Raw genomic sequence first — 18,635 nt, 5'->3', positions numbered from 1 at the left:
CCGCCCACGGCATTTCCGTACTGCAGCGCATCCGAATGAGCCGGTTCATCCTTTTCCAGCGCGACGACTGCCACCTCTGCGACCTCGCGCTCGAGGTGCTCGCCGCCGCGCGCCTGCCCGACTTCGAAAGCGTCTTCATCGATGACGACGATGCGCTGGAAGCCGAGTACGGCGCGCGCGTGCCGGTGCTGCGCGATTCGGACGCGGGAACCGAGCTCGATTGGCCGTTCGACGTGGCCGCGGTGACGGCGTTGGTCGGACGCTAGCGACTTCAGTTCAGCCGCCGCCGCGCGATGCCGCCATCGAGAGCAGTGCTGTCACCGCAGCCAGAAGCAGAATGCGGACGGCGACACGCCCACGTCGCAGACGACGGCGCATGGGACTTCGATTCGGAACATGCATCGTCAGCATCCTTGCTGGCTTGATCCCGCTATTTTGCCGCAGGCGAGAACACGACCTTCGTATTCACCCGAACCTCGTTCGGGATGAGGGTCGGCTTTGCCCAGTCACCACCGCCGATGCCGAAGTCCAAACGCTTCACCGTCGCGCTGCCGTTCAATACCGGCTGCGCACCGGGCGTCCAGGTAAAGACCAGCGTGACCGGGCGCGTGACGCCGCGCAGCGCGAGTTGTCCATCCGCGGCGAAGCGACCGCCGCCCAGCGCGCGGAATTTCGTCGACGTGAAACGCGCCTGCGGGAATTTGGCGACGTCCAGGAAGTCCGGGCTGCGCAGCGTGGTGTCGCGATCCTTGTCGGCGATGGTTGTGGCGCCGAGCGGAATCACGACGTCGAGCCGCGAGCCGTCGGGCTTCGCCGGATCGAAACGCAGATGCGTGGCAAACACCGGGAAACGGCCGGCGACTGCTTCGCCGTCGTACTGCGTTGCGAACGTGAGCGTGGAACCCGGCGCCTGCACGTAGTCGGCGGCGAGGACTGCGCCCGGTAGTAGCAGCGCGGCGCACAGTGCGAGCGAACGGATCATGGGTGGTTCTCCGGAAGCGTGGTGCGGCGACGCGACGGGATCATGCGATGCAGCGTCGAGTCGCGCAGGAAGATGTGGTGGTAGAGCGCGGCGAGTACATGCCCGCACACGAGCACGACCAGCAGCCAGAATCCGTATTCGTGCAGGTTTTTCGCGATCGCGTTGAGCGGCTCGCTCTTCGAAGCGATCGCCGGCACGCTGACCAGACCGAACCACTTCAGCGGATAACCGGACGTCGAATTGATCAGCCATCCGGTGAGCGGCATCGCGATCATCATTGCGTACAGCACACCGTGCATGCCGTCGGCAGCCAGTTTGAGATGGCGCGCGGTGCCGGGAATCGGGCCGGGCACTTTGTGCGTCCAGCGCCATAGCAGGCGCAGCAGCACGAGTCCGAGCAGCGTCAGGCCCAGCGACTTGTGCAGCGCATAGATGCGGATCTTCGACAGCGGGCTGGTCAGCTCCGTCATGTACAGGCCGATCGAGCCGAGCGCGATGATCAGCGCGGCGCAGGTCCAATGAAACAGCTGGCTGACCGCGCCCCAGCGTTCGGGCAACAGCGACGGCGTTCGACTCATGGGGTTGGGGTCTCGTCAGGTTTCGTGTCGGTGGAAGGCGCGCCGATACCGCGGCTGGCTTCGATCTCGATGCGCAGTTCGATATCGCGGCCGATCACCGTTGGCCACTTCTCGATGCCGTAGTCGAAGCGATCGAGCTTCGCGGTTGCGGAGAATCCGGCGGTGCGTCGGAACGGCGGCATCGGGTGGCGCTTCAGCGCGTTGAGCGTCGCGTCCATGCACAGCGGTTTGGACACGCCGTGCAGCTTGAGCGTTCCGCAGATCTCGGCATGCGTGGCGTCGCGCGGCGTTACGTGATCGGAGACGAAGTGCGCGTCGGCGAATTTGTCGGTATCGAGCAGGCCCTGCACGGCGCGTGTCCAGCCCGGGTCGCCGTAGTCGAGCTTGCGCAGCGGCACGGTCACGTCGACTTTCGCGTTCGACCAGCCGTCGTCGAAATCGACGCGACCCGTCGCGTCCGATGCCACGCCGATCGCCTGCGAGAAACCGGCGTGCGACGCGGCCACCATCACGCGCGTATGCACGGGATCGATCGCGAACTGCTCGGCGGACGCGAGCGTCGGCACGAACAGCACGGCAAGCAGCAGGCGACGGTGCATGGCGATCCTCGGTGTCGCGACGATTCTAGGCACGCGGCGCGTGAGCGGCCGTGGAGGCCGGCGCAACGGGATGTTCCACGCCGGTTGCCCGCGCGGGCGTGATCGTGGAGCCTTACGGCCGGGGATGCCGGGGAGATGCAGGATGCGCACTGGATGGATCACCGTGGCCGCGGGCCTGCTCGTCGGGATTACGGCGACGCTATGGACCGGCGCCGCGCAGGCGGGACTGCCTGAAACACCGCGACCGCGGCAGTACACCGTCGCCGATGGGCTGCCGTCGAACCGCATTAATGGCATCGCGCAGGACCGCGCCGGTTATCTGTGGATCGCGACGAGCGACGGACTCGCGCGCTTCGACGGCGTGGGTTTCCGCGTCTGGCGCGTCGAACAGGGCCTGCACGACAACTTCGTCTGGGCGGTGCATGTCGATGCGCAGGACCGCGTCTGGATCGGCACGCGCACGGCCGGGCTCGCCATGCTCGACGCCTCGCGGGAGCACTTTACCTGGTACGACCGACGCACGCCGAACGTCGGCGGCGTCGAGATATGGGCGATCGAATCCACGCCCGACGGCAGCGTCTGGTTCGGCACCGCGGACGCTGGCCTGCATCGCCTGCACGACGGCCGCATCGAACGTTTCATGCCGGTGCCGGGCAATGCGCGCAGCCTGCCGGCGCCGGACATCCACAAACTCGTCGTGCAGCGCTCCACGCTCTGGGTCGGCACGAGCAATGGCATTGCGCGATGGACCGGCCGCGACTTCGAGCGCGACGATGCATCGTCGCTGCCGTCGCCCGTCATCAATGGCATGACGCCCGATCGCGACGGCGGCCTGTGGATCGGTACGCCGCATGGGCTTGTCGAACGTGATGCGCGGGGCCGGATCGTCGCGCCGACATGGACATCGACGGGTGGCCAGCTGCTGCAGATGCTTCTGCGCGATCGCGCGGGCACGCACTGGTTCGACATTCCGCAGGGACTCGGGGTCGAAGGAGAAAGCGCGGTCGCGCCGGTCGCGTTGTACAGCGCAGCATCGCAGGGCCTGGTGCGGCCCGCATGGGTCGACGCGCGCGAAGATCACGAAGGCGGCCTTTGGTTCGCCAGCAATACGAACGGGCTCTGGTACCTGCCGCCGCGCTGGCGCCAGTTCTCGGTGCTCGCGCGTCGGCTGGATGATCCGAAGTCGCTGGCGAACGCGCAGGTCAACGGCATTGCGCCATCGCGCGACGGTTCCATCTGGCTGGTCGGCAGCGGTGGCGTGCTCGATCGTTTCGACAGCGAGACCGGCGCCGTCCAGCACGTGTTCGGCGATGTCGCGCAGGGCGTCATCCTCAACGGCGTGATCGAGGACCGCGACGGGCGCGTTTGGGTCACCTATTACGACGGAATCGCGCGAATCGAGCCGGCGACGCATGCGATCCAGCGCTGGGCCGCGGCCATGCACGACGGCGCGTTGCCGGGCGAAGCGCCGTCGCTGCTGCAGGGCGACGACGGCCTGATCTGGACCGCAGGCGAGGGCGGCGTGCAGGCGCGCGAACCCGACGGCCGTGTTCGCGCGACGCTGGCGCCGGGCGACGGCCGCGGCCTCGGGCGCGGCACGACGGTCAACGGGCTGGTTCGCACGCCGAAGGGCGACGTGTGGATCACGGCGTCGGCCGGTTTGTATTCGATCGACAGCGCGAGCATGAAAGCCGTGCCGGTCGCAGGCGTCGACTCATCGGAAGTACACGGCGTAGCGTTCGATGCGGCCGGCGAGCCGTGGCTCGCGCGCTTCGGTGCGGTCGAGCACTACCGCGTCGACGGTGCGCGCCTCGTGCGCGTCGACACGCTGGGCGCGGACGTCGGTTTTCCACGCATCGCGCCGAGCGGGCTGGTGGTCGACACCGCGGGTCACATCTGGGCGACGACAGTGCGCGGCCTGGTGCGTGTCGATCCCGTCGCGCGCCGCACGCGCGTCTACGGCGTGCACGACGGATTGCCCAGTCAGGAATTCGCCGGTGCGCCGATCGCGCGTCCCGGCGATGGCCGCATCCTCGTGGGCTCGCCGGAAGGTCTGGTCGTGTTCGATCCCGCCGTCGTCCGGCCCGAAACGCGCGCGCCGCGTTTGCAGCTCGAAGTCGTCGATGTGAACCACGGCGGCAGCCGCGTTGCGCTCGATCCGAACAGCCGAATCCGCATCGCGCACGACGACCGCGACCTGCGCGTGCGTGCGCGCCTGATGGCGTTCAACAACGCCGGCGCGAACGGCTACCGCTTCCGCCTGTTCGGTTTCGACCGCGGCTGGGTTGATGTAGGCGCCGATGGCGAACGCGTGTTCTCGCAGCTTCCGCCGGGCGATTACCGGCTGCGGATCATCGCGCGCACCGCCGACCAGGTCTGGTCCGCGCCGCGCGACATCGCCTTCGTCGTGCGTCCGCCGTGGTGGCAGACGTGGCTCGCGCGTGGGGTGTTCGTGCTGCTCGGTGTCGTCGCACTGGTCGCATTCGCGATCACTTACCGCGCGCGCCTGCGTCGCCGCCATGAGCTCGATCGCATGGAGCACGAGCGCATGCTGGCGGAAGAATCGTCGACTGCGAAGACACGCTTCCTCGCGACGTTCGGTCACGAGGTCCGCACGCCGATGACGGGCGTGCTCGGCATGACCGAACTGCTGCTCGACACACCGCTCGACGGTACGCAGCGCGGTTATGTCGGTGCAATCCGTGGCGCCGGCGAACACCTCCTGCGGCTGCTCAACGACGCACTCGACCTCGCGCGTATCGAGTCGGGCCGACTCGAACTCGACGACGCGCCGTTCGACCTGCACCGCGTGCTGCACGACGTGGCGTCGCTGGTCGGCCCGCTGGTGCGTCGACGCGATCGCACGTTCGCACTCGACATCGCCGACGACGTGCCGCGCGGCGTACGGGGCGACTGCAACCGTCTGCGTCAGATCCTGTTGAACCTGCTCGGTAACGCCGAGAAGTTCACCGAACGTGGCGGTGTGACGTTGCGTGTCGAGCGACTCGACGCCGGCCTGCGTTTCAGCGTGATCGATACCGGCCCCGGCCTGTCGGCCGAGCAGAGCGCGAAGCTGTTCCGTCGTTTCCAGCAGGCCGATGGTGCACGCACGACCGCGCGCTACGGGGGCAGCGGGCTCGGGCTGGCGATCAGCACGGAACTCGCGGAAGCGATGGGCGGGCGAATCGGATTGGAAAGCACGCCCGGCGTCGGGTCGACATTCCACCTCGACCTGCCGTTGCAGGAAGCAGCGCTGCCGGACGATGCACCGGAAGCGACGTCGATCACCGCGCCGGCGCGTGCGCTGTCGATCCTGCTGGTCGAGGACGACCCGATCGTTGCCGATGTCGTCGCCGGCCTTCTGCGTGCACAGGGCCATCGCGTCCTGCACGTGCCGCACGGCCTCGCCGCACTGACCGAAGCGCGCGTCGCGACGTTCGATGTCGGCCTGCTCGACCTCGATCTTCCGGGTCTCGATGGCTTCGCGCTCGCGCGGCAGCTGCGCGCACATGGGTTCACCGCGCCGTTGGTCGCGGTCACCGCGCGCGCCGACGCAGAGTCGGAGCCGCGCGCACGCGATGCCGGCTTCGACGATTTCGTACGCAAACCTGTTACCGGCGCGATGCTCGCGTCGGCGCTGGCTCGCGTGGGTAGGGGGATTCCAGCATGACCACGACACAACTCATCGGGCTATGCGCGTGGTTCGCCAGCGTGCTGCTGGTCACCGCGCTGATCACGCGCGCGCGAGGCCGACTCGACGGCGATGCGCTGCTGCTGATCGAGCGCGCCGGCCCGAATCCCGTGGTCGCGTTGCTGCCAATCTTCGCGATCGGCGCCGTGGGCTACGTGTTGTTGACGATGGCGCGCCCGCACCACCGCGCGCTGATTGCCGTAGCGCTGGTCGTCGTCGCCATACTGGCCAGTGTCCTCACCGCGCAGGTCGGACACCGCCGCATGCAGGCGTCCGGCGTGCCGATGACGTTCCTCTCGACATGGCGCCGCGCGCAGGTCGCGTCGCTGGCGCTGTTCGTCGTCGGCTGCGCTCTGGTGTTCTGGCCCTACGTCCGCCTGCTCAGCGCGCGCTGAGCTCGTGCACGGCGTCGACCAGAACGGCGACGTGTTCGGGATTCATGTCGGGCGACATGCCATGACCGAGATTGAAGACATGCCCTTCGCGCGAGCCGCCGTTGCCGGCCTTGTACGCGTCGAGCGCGCGACCGACTTCGCCGCGGATCGCGTCGGGCGACGCATACAACGTCACCGGATCGAGGTTGCCCTGTAGCGCGACGCGGCCACCCGTGCGACGCGCGGCGTCACAGAGGTCCACGGTCCAGTCGACGCCGACTCCTTCCGCACCGGTCGCGGCGAGGTCTTCCAGATACGCGCCATTGCCCTTGCCGAACAGGATCAGCGGCGCGGCGTCCTCGCCTTCACCGCGCGGCAGTTCGCCGGCGATGCGTTCGAGGTAACGCAGCGAGAACTCGCGATACATGGCCGGCGATAGCACGCCGCCCCAGGTGTCGAACACCTGCAGTGCCTGCGCGCCGGCGATGCGCTGCGCATCGAGGTAGGCGATGACCGCATCGGTGGTGACGTCGAGCAGGCGGTGCATCGCCGCCGGATCGTTCAGCGCGAGCGCCTTGACCCGCGCGAAGTCCTTGCTGCCGCCGCCTTCGACCATGTAGCAGGCCAGCGTCCATGGGCTGCCGGAAAAGCCGATCAGCGGAACGCGGCCGCCGAGCTCGCGACGGATCAGCGATACCGCGTCGGTGACGTAGCGCAATTCGGTGCCGACGTCGGGCACCGCGAGCTTGGCGATGTCGTCCGCGGTGCGCACCGGGCGCTCGAACTTCGGGCCTTCGCCTTCGACGAAGTACAGCCCGAGGCCCATCGCATCCGGCACGGTGAGGATGTCGGAGAAGAGGATCGCGGCGTCGAGCGGGAAGCGCTCGAGCGGCTGCAGTGTCACTTCACACGCAAGCTCCGGGTTCTTCGCCATCGCGAGGAAGCTGCCAGCGCGGGCGCGGGTCGAGCGGTATTCCGGGAGGTAGCGACCAGCCTGTCGCATCAGCCACACGGGCGTGCGATCAACCGATTCGCGGCGCAGCGCGCGGAGGAAGCGATCGTTCTGGAGCGGGGCGTAGGTCATGGAAACGTCGCTTCGAGTCGGAAAGGTCGGGCGGAACAGGGACGGTAAAGCGGGTGCGTCCGTCGTGGCCGCGACGCGAGACGTCGCATCCTGCCGATCGACGCTGCCTTCGCGGCGATGCATTTCCGGTTCGGACTGTCCTGTCCGACCGAACGTGCGGGCGCACCGTGTCGGCTGCCCGCCCGGATGCAGCCCGTCAGCGCGGAGCCGCGCCCTCGGCAAACATCAACTGGAAACCGCGCTTGATCTGGGTGTCGCGTGCATTTTCGAGCGCGGCGATCGCCGACTGCTGGTCGAGGTACTGCTCGCGGCGCACGGTGCTCTTGCCGCCGATCTGGCCGGTCTCGCGCACGAGCGTCCACCCGCCGAGCAGGTCGGCCTGGAGCATGAGCTGGACGAAGCGCGGCGCTTCGCGGCCTTCAGGGCGTTGTTGCAGGAGCAATCGCATCGGCGGAATTGTAGCCGCGCGGCCGGATATTCGGCTCCGACGGGATGAATACGTCGCTTTGGTTCGTCCCCGGCCGTCGGGCGGAGCCGCATGGCGAGCGTTCGCCATGCGCGAGCGACGGTCCGGTTAGCCGGCGGCGAGGACGTCCAGCACCTCGGCATCCGGCACGTCGCGCACGATCCGTCCGTGGCCGGCGCCGTCCCAGAGGATGAAGCGCAGCCCGGCGGCGTCGGCCTTCTTGTCCAGACGCATGCGATCGAGCAGGGCGGGCGGTTCGAGCCCGGCCGGGATGCGGGTCGGGAGCCCCAGGGACGCCAGCAGGCGCTCAAGGCGTTCCGCATCGGCGAGAGGCGCGCGCCCGAGCGCTGCCGACAACCGCGCCGCGAGCACCATCCCGACCGCAACGGCTTCCCCGTGCACCAGACCGCCGGCCGCGCCCGCGTAGCCCTGCTCGGTCTCGATCGCGTGGCCGAAGGTGTGGCCGAAGTTGAGCAGCGCACGGTCGCCGCGCTCGAACGGGTCGCGGGCGACCACCTTGGCCTTGTAGCGGCACGAGCGTTCGACGGCCTCGGCTGTCGCCGTCGCGTCACCCGACAGAAGCAGATCGACGCGCGCTTCGATCCAGTCGAGGAAGCCGGCGTCGAAGATCGCGCCGTACTTCACGACCTCGGCGAGTCCTGCGCGCAACTCGCGCGTTGGTAGCGTCGCCAGCGTGGACGTATCGGCGATCACGGCCGACGGCGGATGGAACGCGCCGACGAGGTTCTTGCCGGCCGGCAGGTCGACCGCCGTCTTGCCGCCCACGGACGAGTCGACCATCGCCAGCAGTGTCGTCGGCAGCTGCACCACGTCGACGCCGCGCATCCAGCACGCGGCGGCGAAGCCGGCGAGATCGCCGATCACGCCGCCGCCCAGCGCCACGACTGTGGCATCGCGCGTCGCCCCTAACTTCGCCAGAGCGTCGATCGCCTCGCGCCAGCGGTCCAGCGTCTTTTCCGATTCACCCGGCGGCAGTACGAGCGTTGCGATGTGCGCGTCGGGCCGGATGCGTCGCAGCGTTGCATCGAGCACCGGCAGGTAGAGCCGCGCTACGTTTGCATCGGTAACGACGAGCACGTGCCGGCCGCGGATGGCCGACGCGAGCGCGGCGCCGTCTGCGAGCAGGCCGGCGCCGATGTGGATGGGGTAGGGGCCGCGTGGACTCTCGACGTCGACGTGGCGCGGCGCGGTGTCGCTTGCGGTGACCGGTGCGCTTGCATGCAGCAACTCGGCGACTTCGTCCGCATCCAGCAATGCCGTGTCGATACGCAGGTCCGCGATCCCGGCATACAGCGGGGTGCGACGTGCGGCCATGTCGCGCAGCACTTCGTCACGGTCGGCACGCGCAAGCAACGGACGGTCGGTCGCATCGCGAAGACGATCAAGCTGCGACGCGATCTCGGCATGTAGATGCACGACCCTCGCCGACTCGCGCATGCGGCGACGGTTCGCTTCGTCGAGCACCACGCCGCCGCCCGTCGCGATGACCACGCCATCGTTCGTTAGTGCGTCTGCGAGCGCGCTCGATTCGAGCTGGCGGAACGCGGCCTCTCCGTCGGTTGCGAAGATCTCGGCAACGCGGCGTCCAGCCTGCGCTTCGATCAGCGCGTCCAGGTCGACGAAACGCAGCCCGCGTCGCGCCGCGAACAGCGCGCCCACGGTCGATTTGCCTGCACCGGTCGGACCGACCAGCACCCAGTTGCGCGAACGGTTCATGCGTCGATTGTAGGCGGAGGCCGCAGCCTGGCGACGTCGTCCGGGTCGGGGCGTCGTTGCGCGTCGAGATGGACGACGTGTTGCGCGATGCCGGGCAAGGTTGCAATGGCCCGGCGGCTCGTGCGTTCGAACAACTGCACGAAGCGGTCGATCTCGCTGCGGCTCATGCCCCCGACGTCCGGCCGTGCGTCGCGCAACGCGCACTCCTGCTGCCAGCGCCATTCGGGCACGACATCGAAGCTCGGCGGTGCCAGCCAGAGCAGATGCGGCAGCCGCGACCACAGCTTCGGATAGTCACGGCCGAGCGCGTCGTTGCAGTACTCGCGCCACGTGCCGTCCGCATCCTCGTCCCGTTCCACTGCATTCAGTGGCGTCGCGAGCGTGGTCGAATCCTCCGCCGGAACCTTGAGGCACCAGCCCTCGACGATGGCGAGGTCGCAACGGTCGACATGCGGCCAGTCGCTTTCCGGCAGTCGCCGATCGGTGAGCTTGTCGAAGCGCGGCACGCGTACGGCGCGGCCGTCACGAAGCGCATCCAACGTCTCGATCATCAACTCCACGTCATGCGTGCCCGGCGGCCCGCGCGTGGCCAGCAGCGGGTGCACATCACGGGCGAGGGCGAGGCGCTGCGGCCGGTCGAGATAGAAGTCGTCCAGCGACAACGCGACGACACGCAGTCCGCGCGACGCCGCGAGGTCGACCATCCGCGCCGCCAGCGTCGACTTACCGCTGCCCTGCAAGCCCGCGATCGCGAACAGGCGATCCCGCGATGCGAGCGCCACATCGAGCAGCCGCTCGACGAATGCGGGGTCCGGTCCGTCGACGTGCAGCGCATGGGCCATGCCCGCACAATAGCGCCATGGAAACGCATGCCCTGCTTGCCGAAGCCCTCGCCACCTTCGAACGCCTGTTCGTGCAGGCCGCGGAGGCCGGCGAGCCCGATCCCACGGCAATGTCGCTGGCGACCGCCGCGCTCGATGCGCGCCCATCGGTGCGCATGGTGCTGCTGAAGGCGCACGACGCGCGCGGCTTCGTGTTCTACACGCATGTCGAAGGCCGCAAGGGCCGCGAACTGCAGGCCAACCCGCAGGCGGCGCTGCTGTTCCACTGGCCGCGGCTGCGCAACGGCGTGCAGGTGCGGATCGAGGGCGACGTCTCGATCGTTGCCGATGAGGAAGCCGATACCTATTTCGCTTCGCGCGCGCGGGGCAGCCAGCTCGGCGCGTGGGCGTCGCTGCAATCGGACACGCTGGATTCGGTCGAAGCGTTCGAAGGGCGCCTGCAACAGGTCGAGCGCGAATTCTCCGGCCGCGACGTGCCGCGTCCCGCTGGCTGGACGGGCTTCCGCGTCAAGCCGCGCCGCATCGAGTTCTGGTACGGCGCGCAGTACCGCCTGCACGAGCGCTGGTTCTACGAGCGCGACGTCGCCGGCGACTGGAGCAAGCGGATGCTCTATCCGTGACGGTGCGCAGCGGTCCGCGCCGTATCGTCTGCCTGACCGAAGAACCGACCGAAACGCTGTACGCGCTGGGTGAGGACGAGCGCATCGTCGGCATCAGCGGCTTCACCGTGCGGCCGCCGAAAGCGCGCAAGGAGAAGCCGAAGGTCAGCGCGTTCACCAGTGCGAAGATCGACGAGATCCTTGCGCTGTCGCCGGATTTCGTCGTCGGGTTCTCGGACATCCAGGCTGATATTGCTGCGGAGCTGATCCGTCGCGGCGTGGAGGTGTGGATCAGCAATCATCGCAGCGTCGACGGCATCCTCGACTACATTCGCCGGCTCGGCGCGCTGGTGGGCGTGGGCGATCGCGCGAGTGCGTATGCCGATTCGCTGGCGCGCGACCTCGATGACATCCGTGCCGCGGGTCGTGCGCTACCGGTCCGGCCGAAGGTCTATTTCGAAGAGTGGGCCGAGCCGATCATCACCGGCATCCGCTGGGTGGCGGAGCTCATCGACATCGCGGGCGGCATCGACCTGCTGCCGGCGCGATCGGTCGAATCGCTCGCGAAGAACCGCATCATCGCGGACGACCGCGAGATCATCGATGCCGCGCCGGAGATCATCATCGGCTCGTGGTGTGGCAAGAAGTTCCGGCCCGAGCGGGTCGTCGCACGGCCCGGCTGGCAGGACGTGCCGGCGGTGCGCGACGGCGAACTGCACGAGATCAAGTCGCCGCTGATTCTTCAGCCCGGCCCCGCCGCGCTCACGGATGGCGTGCGCGAGATCCAGCGCATCGTGCAGGCTTGGGCGGCGAAACGCGCCTGATCGTCAGCGCGGAAAGACGTCGCGCGTGAACGACATCGTCGACGTCGCGCTGCCGTAGCGCACGGTCACGTCGAACTTCAGCGCTTCTGGTGGCGCGATATCGACCGTGCCGACGTGGTCGACGAGATCGCCGACGCGCACTTCGCGCAGATCGATCGGCTGCGCCACACCGCCGACGGGCGCGACCGTCGCGCTGATGTCGACCTTCGACGACGGTGCGTCGCCCTTGGCGTCACGAGCGCTGACCAGCAGCATCGCGGAGCGATCCGATCGCTCGAGCCCGTATTCGCGTGCGACCGCTTCGTCGAGCGTCGACGTCTGCACGACGCTCGCATGCACGACGACGTCGCCGACACGCGCTTCGGCTTCCTGCGGCGCGCTCGAGGCCGCTGCGGTCACAGGCGGTGCGTCGCTGCTGCACGCGGCGAGTGCGAGAAGGGCGATGGCGAGAGCTGTGTTACGCATGGCGTCGCTCAATCGTTCGCCGCGGAGAGTTCGCGGCCGCGTTCGGTGGCGCGTTCGATCGCGCGGTCGAGCAGCGCATCGAAACCGCCGGCCTGCAGCGTCTCGACCGCCGCCTGTGTGGTGCCGTTGGGCGACGTCACGCGGGCGCGAAGCACGTCCGGTGTTTCGCCGGGCTGCGCGAGCATCGCGGCCGCGCCGGCAATCGTCTGGCGAACGAGAAGCGCGGCGGTTTCCTTCGGTAAACCCTGCCGCTCAGCCGCGGCCTGCATCGCCTCGGCGAGTAGAAACACGTAAGCCGGGCCGCTGCCGGATACCGCGGTCACCGCGTCCATCAGCGATTCGTCGTCGATCCACGTGGTCGGCCCACCGGTGCGGAGCAGGGCGGAGGCGGTGTCGCGCTGCTCGGGCGACACGGCGTCCGTCGCGAACAGGCCGGTGACGCCCTGGCCGATCAGCGACGGCGTGTTCGGCATCGCGCGTACGATCGCGCGTCCGCCGCCGAGCCAGCGGTCGAGCTGCGATGCGCTGATCCCAGCGGCGATCGAGATCACCAACGGATTCGACGCAGCGACGTGCGCCACCGAATCGCAGACGGTGCGCATCACCTGCGGCTTCACCGCGAGCAGCCAGGTCGATGCGCCGTCGACCGCATCCTTCGCATCGGCGACGGCATGCACACCGAAATCGCGGGCAAGCGCATCACGCAACGCATCGACCGGCTCCGCGACGCGAATCGTCTTCGGGTCACGGCCCTGCGCGAACAGTCCGCCGATCAGGCTGCGCGCCATGTTGCCGCCGCCGATGAAGGCGATCGTTTGCGTTTCGGACGCGTGCGTCATCGGCGACTCCGGTTCGTGGGCCACGGCAGGATAGCCGGCGCAATGCGCGCGCATCACTGCATCTGCCGGCGGTGGCGGCGTTCGCGCCATAGCATCGTCAGGCTGACCGCGCCGAACACCAGCGCGATCGACAGCATCCCGAACGCGATCATCAGCAGGCGCGCGCCGGCCCGGCAACCCGGTTCCATCGCGTCGACCGCACTCGGGCCGCACTGGCCGAAGCCGATCGACGCGGCGGTGATCGCGGCGATCAGCACCAGCAGACCGACACCGCCGAACGCCGCGGCGATCCAGAACGTAACGACGATGCGGTGCAGCTTGTGCGTCATGGATCAGGCCTTCGTCGGACGGGCGCCGAACAGCGCGGAGCCCACGCGCACCATGGTGGCCCCTTCGGCGATCGCGAGCGTGTAGTCGTCGCTCATGCCCATCGACAGCGTATCGACCGACGGATGCTTGGCCCGCAACGCGTCGAACAGTTCGCGGGCGGTGCGGAACGCCGGACGGCGTGCTTCCGGGTCCGGATGTGGCGTCGGAATGATCATCAGGCCGCGAAGCGCGAGCCGCGGTTGCGCTTCGACGGCGGCGGCCAGCGCCGGCACGTCGTCCGGGCGGCAGCCGTGCTTGCTGGTCTCGTCGTCGATGTTGACCTGCAGCAGCACGTTCAGCGGTGGCTGGTCGTCGCGGCGATTGCGGGCGAGGGCATCGATGATCGACGGCCGGTCGACCGTCTGCACCCAGTCGAACAGGGCGGCGGCCTCTTTCGCCTTGTTGCTTTGCAGATGGCCGATCAGGTGCCAGACGCCGGGCTGGGACAGGCCTGCGGCATCGAGTTCCTGCCGCTTGCGCATGGCCTCCTGCACGTAGTTCTCGCCGAAGTCCCGTTGTCCGAGGGCCGCCAGTTCCGCGATCGCAGTCGCAGGTTTCAGTTTTGAAACGGCGACCAGCGTCGGTACGGGGCGTTGCGCCGCGGTGGCCGCGCTATAAAGGCTTTCGGAGACCTCGCGGAGGGCGTCGGCGAGCACGTCGGTGACCTCGGGAACCGGCCGTTGCCGGGGCGTTGCGGGGCCCTATACTGCCCCGAGGGGGTCCATGCGGCCAGACCGCATGGATTCGGGGCTCGATCGCTTCACGGGGAAACGCATGGATATCGCCGAGCTGCTGGCCTTTTCGGTCAAGAACAAGGCGTCGGACCTTCATCTGTCGGCAGGACTGCCGCCGATGATCCGCGTCGACGGCGACGTCCGTCGCATCAACATTCCGGCTCTCGAACACAAGCAGGTGCACGCGCTCGTCTACGACATCATGTCGGACAAGCAGCGTCGCGACTTCGAAGAGTTCCTCGAAGTCGACTTCTCATTCGAGATCCCGGGTCTGGCGCGCTTCCGCGTCAACGCCTTCAACCAGAACCGCGGCGCCGCGGCGGTCTTCCGTACGATTCCGTCGGAAGTGCTGACGCTCGAAGACCTGGCGACGCCGCCGATCTTCCGCGAGCTGATCAACCAGCCGCAGGGCCTGATCCTGGTCACCGGCCCGACGGGTTCGGGCAAGTCGACCACGCTGGCGGCGATGCTCGACCACATCAACAAGAACGAGTACGCGCACATCCTGTCGGTCGAAGACCCGATCGAGTTCGTGCACACCTCGCAGAAGTGCCTGATCAACCAGCGCGAAGTGCACCGCGACACCCACGGCTTCAACGAAGCCCTGCGCTCGGCGCTGCGCGAAGACCCGGACTACATCCTGGTCGGCGAGCTTCGCGACCTCGAGACGGTTCGCCTCGCGCTGACCGCCGCGGAAACCGGCCACCTGGTGTTCGGCACGCTGCACACCAGCTCGGCCGCGAAGACCATCGACCGCATCATCGACGTGTTCCCCGCCGGCGAAAAGCCGATGGTTCGCTCGATGCTGTCCGAATCGCTGCGCGCGGTGATCTCGCAGGCGCTGCTGAAGAAGGTCGGCGGCGGTCGTACGGCCGCATGGGAAATCATGGTCGGCACGCCGGCCATCCGTAACCTGATCCGCGAGGACAAGGTCGCGCAGATGTACTCGTCGATCCAGACGGGTCAGTCGGTGGGCATGATGACGCTCGACCAGCATCTGCAGGACCTCGTGAAGCGTGGTTTGATCCTCAAGGTGCAGGCGCGCGAATACGCGCGCGACAAGCGCCTGTTCGAATGACGTCGACGGCCCGCCTTCGGGCGGGCACCGCGGAGCGCGGGCCACCGCGCGCACCGGGGGATACATCGCTGCGGTGGCCGGTCGCGGAGGCGGCTGCCTCGAGCCACGCGGAGAGTTAACGATGAGCATGTCCCCCGATACACCAGCGACCCCCGCCGCAGCCGGCGGTGGATCGATCGACTTCTCGTCGTACCTGAAGCTGATGGCGCAGCATCGCGCGTCGGATCTCTTCATCACGGCCGGCATGGCGCCGGCGATCAAGGTCAACGGCAAGATCACGCCGATCACGCAGCAGCCGCTGACGCCGCAGCAGTCGCGCGATCTCGTGCTGTCGGTAATGAGCCCGGCACAGCGCGAAGAGTTCGAAAAGACGCACGAATGCAACTTCGCGATCGGCGTCGCCAACGTCGGCCGCTTCCGCGTCAGCTGCTTCTTCCAGCGCAACCAGGTCGGCATGGTGCTGCGCCGGATCGAGAGCAAGATCCCGACCATCGAAGAGCTGCAGCTGCCGGCGATCATCAAGACGCTGGCGATGACCAAGCGTGGCATCATCATGTTCGTCGGTGCGACCGGCACCGGTAAGTCGACGTCGCTCGCCGCGATGATCGGCTACCGCAACAAGAATTCGACCGGCCACATCATCACGATCGAGGACCCGATCGAGTTCGTGCACAAGCACGAGGGCTGCATCATCACGCAGCGCGAAGTCGGCATCGACACCGACAGCTGGGAAGCCGCGCTGAAGAACACGCTGCGCCAGGCGCCCGACGTCATCATGATCGGCGAGGTGCGTACGCGCGAAGGCATGGACCATGCGATCGCATTCGCTGAAACCGGCCACCTGGTGCTGTGCACGCTGCATGCGAACAACGCCAACCAGGCGATGGACCGCATCATCAACTTCTTCCCGGAAGATCGCCGCAACCAGCTCCTGATGGACCTGTCGCTCAACCTCAAGGGCGTGGTCGCGCAGCAGCTGATCCCGACGCCGGACGGCAAGAGCCGCCGCGTCGCGATGGAAATCCTGCTCGGCACGCCGCTGGTGCAGGACTACATCCGCGAAGGCGAGATCCACAAGATCAAGGAAGTGATGAAGGAGTCGACCAACCTGGGCATGAAGACCTTCGACCAGGCGCTGTTCGAGCTCTACCAGGCCGGCGAGATCTCCTACGAGGACGCGCTGCGCTTCGCCGATTCGCAGAACGAGGTACGTTTGCGCATCAAGCTCGCGCAGGGCGGCGACGCCCGCACGCTGGCGGCGGGGCTGGGCGACGTCGGTGTCGCCGATATTCGCTGAATCGGGCTTTGGTTACGACGCGAAGGCGCCTACGGGCGCCTTCGTCATTTCCGGCGGCGGCGAGCGCTTCCATTCGCGCGGCGGGTGCGGGCATGATGGCCGCATGTCCTTGCTCGACAGCCCGACGCCGCTCGCGAACCAGCTGCTCATCGCGCTGCCGTCGCTGGCCGAATCCAGCTTCTCCAAGAGCGTCGCGCTGATCTGCCAGCACGACGAGGACGGCGCGCTCGGCATCGTCGTCAATCGCCCGTCCGAATACACGGTCGGCGAAGTGCTCAGCCAGATGGGTTTCGAAGGCGGCGGCGACGTGCTGCGTGCCCAGGTCGTGCTCAACGGCGGCCCGGTGCACCGAGAGCGCGGCTTCGTCATCCACGACGGCGGCGCGCGATGGGATTCCACGCTCGCGATCGGCGATGATCTGTACCTCACCACCTCGCGCGAGATTCTGGAAGCCATGGCCAATGGAATAGGCCCCGATCATGCGGTGATTGCGCTCGGATGCGCCGGCTGGGGCGCCGGACAGCTCGAGCAGGAACTCGTCGTCGACAACAGCTGGCTCACGGCACCGGTCGATGCCACGCTGCTGTTCGACACGCCGCTGGAAGACCGCTGGCAGGCGGCGGCGGGACGCATCGGCGTCGACATGTCGCGCCTGACCGATTACACGGGGCACGCCTGACATGACGGCCGCGACCACAGTTCTCGGTTTCGATGTCGGCGCACGCAGGATCGGCGTCGCCGTGGGCAGCGCGCTCGGTACCGGCGCACGCCCGGTGGCGGTAGTGGACGTGCACGCGAGCGGGCCGGACTGGCCGGCCATCGATCGACTGGTGCGCGAATGGCGGCCCGACGCGTTCATCGTCGGTGATCCGATGACGCTCGACGGCGGCGATCAGCCCATCCGCAAGCGCGCGCATGCCTTCGCCCGCGAGCTCGGACGCAAGTTCGGCAAGCCGGTGATGCTGGTCGACGAGCGATCGTCGTCGGTCGAAGCCGCGCAGCGGTTTGCGGTCGAACGCGCGCAGGGCGGCAAGCGCCGGCGCGACGCGCAGATCCTCGACGCCGTGGCCGCGGCGGTCATCGTCGAGCGCTGGCTACACGCGCCGGCCGATGCGATCGAACTCGAAGCCTCCCTCACCGGATAAGCCATGCATCACCTGCTCACGCTCGACGGCCTGCCACGCGCCACCGTCGTCGAGCTGCTCGACCGCGCCCAACACTTCGCCGAGCTGACTGGCGATTCGGATGCGCTTCGCGGCATCGCGGTCTGCACGCTGTTTTTCGAGCCGTCCACGCGCACGCGCATGAGCTTCCAGCTCGCGGCGCAGCGCCTCGGTGCACACGTGCTCAACTTCGACGTGTCCACGTCATCCGCTCGCAAGGGCGAGACCGCGCTGGACACGATGCGCAACCTCGAAGCGATGGGCGTGCGTGGTTTCATCGTGCGGCATCACGACGACGGTGCAGTCGCGCAGCTGGCGGACGCGGCGAAGCCCGGGACCGCGCTGCTCAATGCCGGCGACGGCCGCAGCAATCATCCGACGCAAGGCCTGCTCGACATGCTGACGTTGCGGCAGGCAAAAGGCGGCGATTTCTCGAAGCTCCGCATCGCCATCGTTGGTGACGTCAAGCATTCGCGCGTCGCGCGTTCGGACCTGCATGCACTGCGCGCGCTCGGTGCGGGCGACGTGCGCGTCTGCGGCCCGGCATCGCTACTGCCGGACGACGAAACGCTCGCCGGCTGCCGCGTCACGCAAGATATCGATGAGGCCATCGACGGCGCCGACGCGGTGATGACGCTGCGCCTGCAGCGCGAACGCATGGAAGACGGCTTGGTCGATTCGCTCGAGGATTACCACCGCGACTACGGCATCACCGTAGAGCGCCTGCGACATGCGGCACCTGATGCAGTGGTGATGCATCCGGGCCCGATCAATCGCGGCGTCGAGATCACGGACGAAGTGGCGGACGGCCGGCAGTCGCTGATCCTGCGTCAGGTCGCGAATGGCGTCGCCGTGCGGATGGCGGTGCTGGAGCGTCTGCTCGCGAATTGAGGCGAGCGGGCGCGCCGAGCCTC

21 protein-coding genes and 1 pseudogene are annotated in these 18,635 nt (G+C 68.0%); 10 read left to right on the top strand and 12 right to left on the bottom strand.

The annotated features are described in order from the left end of the window. Window positions 1-35: 35 nt before the first annotated feature. Complete coding sequence (locus tag ACVWZN_RS07500) at window positions 36-266, top strand: glutaredoxin family protein (protein WP_456953259.1); 231 nt, start codon at window positions 36-38, stop codon at window positions 264-266. A 164-nt stretch (window positions 267-430) separates the two neighbouring features. On the opposite strand, the gene ACVWZN_RS07495 is transcribed toward ACVWZN_RS07500, so the two are convergent. The 3 genes from ACVWZN_RS07495 to ACVWZN_RS07485 are packed head-to-tail and all read right to left on the bottom strand — an operon-like array spanning window position 431 to window position 2,165. Further along, a complete protein-coding gene (locus ACVWZN_RS07495) occupies window positions 431-982 on the bottom strand; it encodes a YceI family protein (protein ID WP_456953258.1) in 552 nt (183 codons plus the stop codon). Further along, window positions 979-1,560: a cytochrome b gene (locus ACVWZN_RS07490; protein ID WP_027083332.1), complete on the bottom strand. Its 582-nt coding sequence runs from the start codon at window positions 1,558-1,560 to the stop codon at window positions 979-981. Before ACVWZN_RS07490 ends, ACVWZN_RS07495 begins: the two co-directional genes overlap by 4 nt. Beyond that, entirely contained in the window at window positions 1,557-2,165 is a 609-nt protein-coding gene (locus ACVWZN_RS07485) for a YceI family protein (protein WP_456954733.1), read from the bottom strand. Before ACVWZN_RS07485 ends, ACVWZN_RS07490 begins: the two co-directional genes overlap by 4 nt. A 136-nt stretch (window positions 2,166-2,301) precedes the next feature. Here ACVWZN_RS07485 and ACVWZN_RS07480 point away from each other — a divergent pair, with 136 nt between their 5' ends. Both ACVWZN_RS07480 and ACVWZN_RS07475 read left to right on the top strand, forming a co-directional pair. After that, complete coding sequence (locus ACVWZN_RS07480) at window positions 2,302-5,829, top strand: two-component regulator propeller domain-containing protein (protein ID WP_456953257.1); 3,528 nt, start codon at window positions 2,302-2,304, stop codon at window positions 5,827-5,829. Continuing rightward, window positions 5,826-6,245 carry a hypothetical protein gene (locus ACVWZN_RS07475; RefSeq protein WP_456953256.1) on the top strand — a complete coding sequence of 140 codons (420 nt, stop codon included), beginning with the start codon at window positions 5,826-5,828 and terminating at the stop codon, window positions 6,243-6,245. The genes ACVWZN_RS07480 and ACVWZN_RS07475 overlap by 4 nt, the downstream gene beginning before the upstream one ends. On the opposite strand, the gene hemE is transcribed toward ACVWZN_RS07475, so the two are convergent. The 5 genes and pseudogenes from hemE to ACVWZN_RS07450 form a co-directional block, all read right to left on the bottom strand. Further along, on the bottom strand, window positions 6,232-7,308 hold the full coding sequence (gene hemE / locus ACVWZN_RS07470) for a uroporphyrinogen decarboxylase (RefSeq protein WP_456953255.1): 1,077 nt from the start codon (window positions 7,306-7,308) through the stop codon (window positions 6,232-6,234). The two genes, ACVWZN_RS07475 and hemE, sit on opposite strands and share 14 nt — an antisense overlap. Before the next feature lie 196 nt (window positions 7,309-7,504). Beyond that, on the bottom strand, window positions 7,505-7,756 hold the full coding sequence (locus ACVWZN_RS07465; RefSeq protein ID WP_027083336.1) for a WGR domain-containing protein: 252 nt from the start codon (window positions 7,754-7,756) through the stop codon (window positions 7,505-7,507). Between the two features lie 126 nt (window positions 7,757-7,882). Then, a complete protein-coding gene (aroB, locus tag ACVWZN_RS07460; protein ID WP_456954732.1) occupies window positions 7,883-9,022 on the bottom strand; it encodes a 3-dehydroquinate synthase in 1,140 nt (379 codons plus the stop codon). A 12-nt stretch (window positions 9,023-9,034) separates the two neighbouring features. Continuing rightward, window positions 9,035-9,511 (bottom strand): annotated as a pseudogene (locus ACVWZN_RS07455) (shikimate kinase); the annotation flags it as partial. Further along, complete coding sequence (locus ACVWZN_RS07450; protein ID WP_456953254.1) at window positions 9,508-10,353, bottom strand: kinase; 846 nt, start codon at window positions 10,351-10,353, stop codon at window positions 9,508-9,510. The gene ACVWZN_RS07450 and the pseudogene ACVWZN_RS07455, both read right to left, overlap by 4 nt. A 17-nt stretch (window positions 10,354-10,370) precedes the next feature. On the opposite strand from ACVWZN_RS07450, the gene pdxH reads away from it, so the two are divergent. Next, a complete protein-coding gene (gene pdxH, locus ACVWZN_RS07445) occupies window positions 10,371-10,973 on the top strand; it encodes a pyridoxamine 5'-phosphate oxidase (RefSeq protein ID WP_456953253.1) in 603 nt (200 codons plus the stop codon). After that, window positions 10,970-11,776 (top strand): ABC transporter substrate-binding protein, encoded by an 807-nt coding sequence (locus ACVWZN_RS07440; protein ID WP_456953252.1) that lies wholly within the window; start codon window positions 10,970-10,972, stop codon window positions 11,774-11,776. Before pdxH ends, ACVWZN_RS07440 begins: the two co-directional genes overlap by 4 nt. 3 nt (window positions 11,777-11,779) lie before the next feature. Here ACVWZN_RS07440 and ACVWZN_RS07435 read toward each other — a convergent pair whose 3' ends face one another. The 4 genes from ACVWZN_RS07435 to ACVWZN_RS07420 are packed head-to-tail and all read right to left on the bottom strand — an operon-like array spanning window position 11,780 to window position 14,105. Next, window positions 11,780-12,241: a DUF4426 domain-containing protein gene (locus tag ACVWZN_RS07435; RefSeq protein WP_456953251.1), complete on the bottom strand. Its 462-nt coding sequence runs from the start codon at window positions 12,239-12,241 to the stop codon at window positions 11,780-11,782. 8 nt (window positions 12,242-12,249) lie between these two features. After that, entirely contained in the window at window positions 12,250-13,080 is an 831-nt protein-coding gene (gene proC, locus ACVWZN_RS07430; protein WP_456953250.1) for a pyrroline-5-carboxylate reductase, read from the bottom strand. A gap of 53 nt (window positions 13,081-13,133) precedes the next feature. Continuing rightward, window positions 13,134-13,409, bottom strand: a complete 276-nt coding sequence (locus ACVWZN_RS07425; protein WP_027083341.1) for a hypothetical protein — start codon at window positions 13,407-13,409, stop codon at window positions 13,134-13,136. A 3-nt stretch (window positions 13,410-13,412) separates the two neighbouring features. Further along, window positions 13,413-14,105 (bottom strand): YggS family pyridoxal phosphate-dependent enzyme, encoded by a 693-nt coding sequence (locus tag ACVWZN_RS07420; protein ID WP_456953249.1) that lies wholly within the window; start codon window positions 14,103-14,105, stop codon window positions 13,413-13,415. Window positions 14,106-14,223: 118 nt separating this feature from the next. Between ACVWZN_RS07420 and ACVWZN_RS07415 the strand changes: the two genes are divergently transcribed. The 5 genes from ACVWZN_RS07415 (at window position 14,224) to ACVWZN_RS07395 (ending at window position 18,612) form a co-directional block, all read left to right on the top strand. Then, window positions 14,224-15,261 carry a type IV pilus twitching motility protein PilT gene (locus ACVWZN_RS07415; RefSeq protein ID WP_027083343.1) on the top strand — a complete coding sequence of 346 codons (1,038 nt, stop codon included), beginning with the start codon at window positions 14,224-14,226 and terminating at the stop codon, window positions 15,259-15,261. 127 nt (window positions 15,262-15,388) lie between these two features. Further along, window positions 15,389-16,558 (top strand): PilT/PilU family type 4a pilus ATPase, encoded by a 1,170-nt coding sequence (locus tag ACVWZN_RS07410; RefSeq protein ID WP_051235475.1) that lies wholly within the window; start codon window positions 15,389-15,391, stop codon window positions 16,556-16,558. A gap of 103 nt (window positions 16,559-16,661) precedes the next feature. After that, a complete protein-coding gene (locus ACVWZN_RS07405) occupies window positions 16,662-17,237 on the top strand; it encodes a YqgE/AlgH family protein (protein WP_456953248.1) in 576 nt (191 codons plus the stop codon). A 1-nt stretch (window position 17,238) separates the two neighbouring features. Next, a complete protein-coding gene (gene ruvX / locus ACVWZN_RS07400) occupies window positions 17,239-17,703 on the top strand; it encodes a Holliday junction resolvase RuvX (protein ID WP_456953247.1) in 465 nt (154 codons plus the stop codon). A gap of 3 nt (window positions 17,704-17,706) precedes the next feature. Then, window positions 17,707-18,612, top strand: a complete 906-nt coding sequence (locus tag ACVWZN_RS07395) for an aspartate carbamoyltransferase catalytic subunit (RefSeq protein WP_456953246.1) — start codon at window positions 17,707-17,709, stop codon at window positions 18,610-18,612. Window positions 18,613-18,635: the final 23 nt, after the last annotated feature.

The sequence above is a fragment of the Lysobacter sp. HA35 genome (assembly GCF_054061195.1).
Note: the sequence above shows the minus strand (reverse complement) of the source record. Positions and strands in the feature narration are given on the sequence as shown.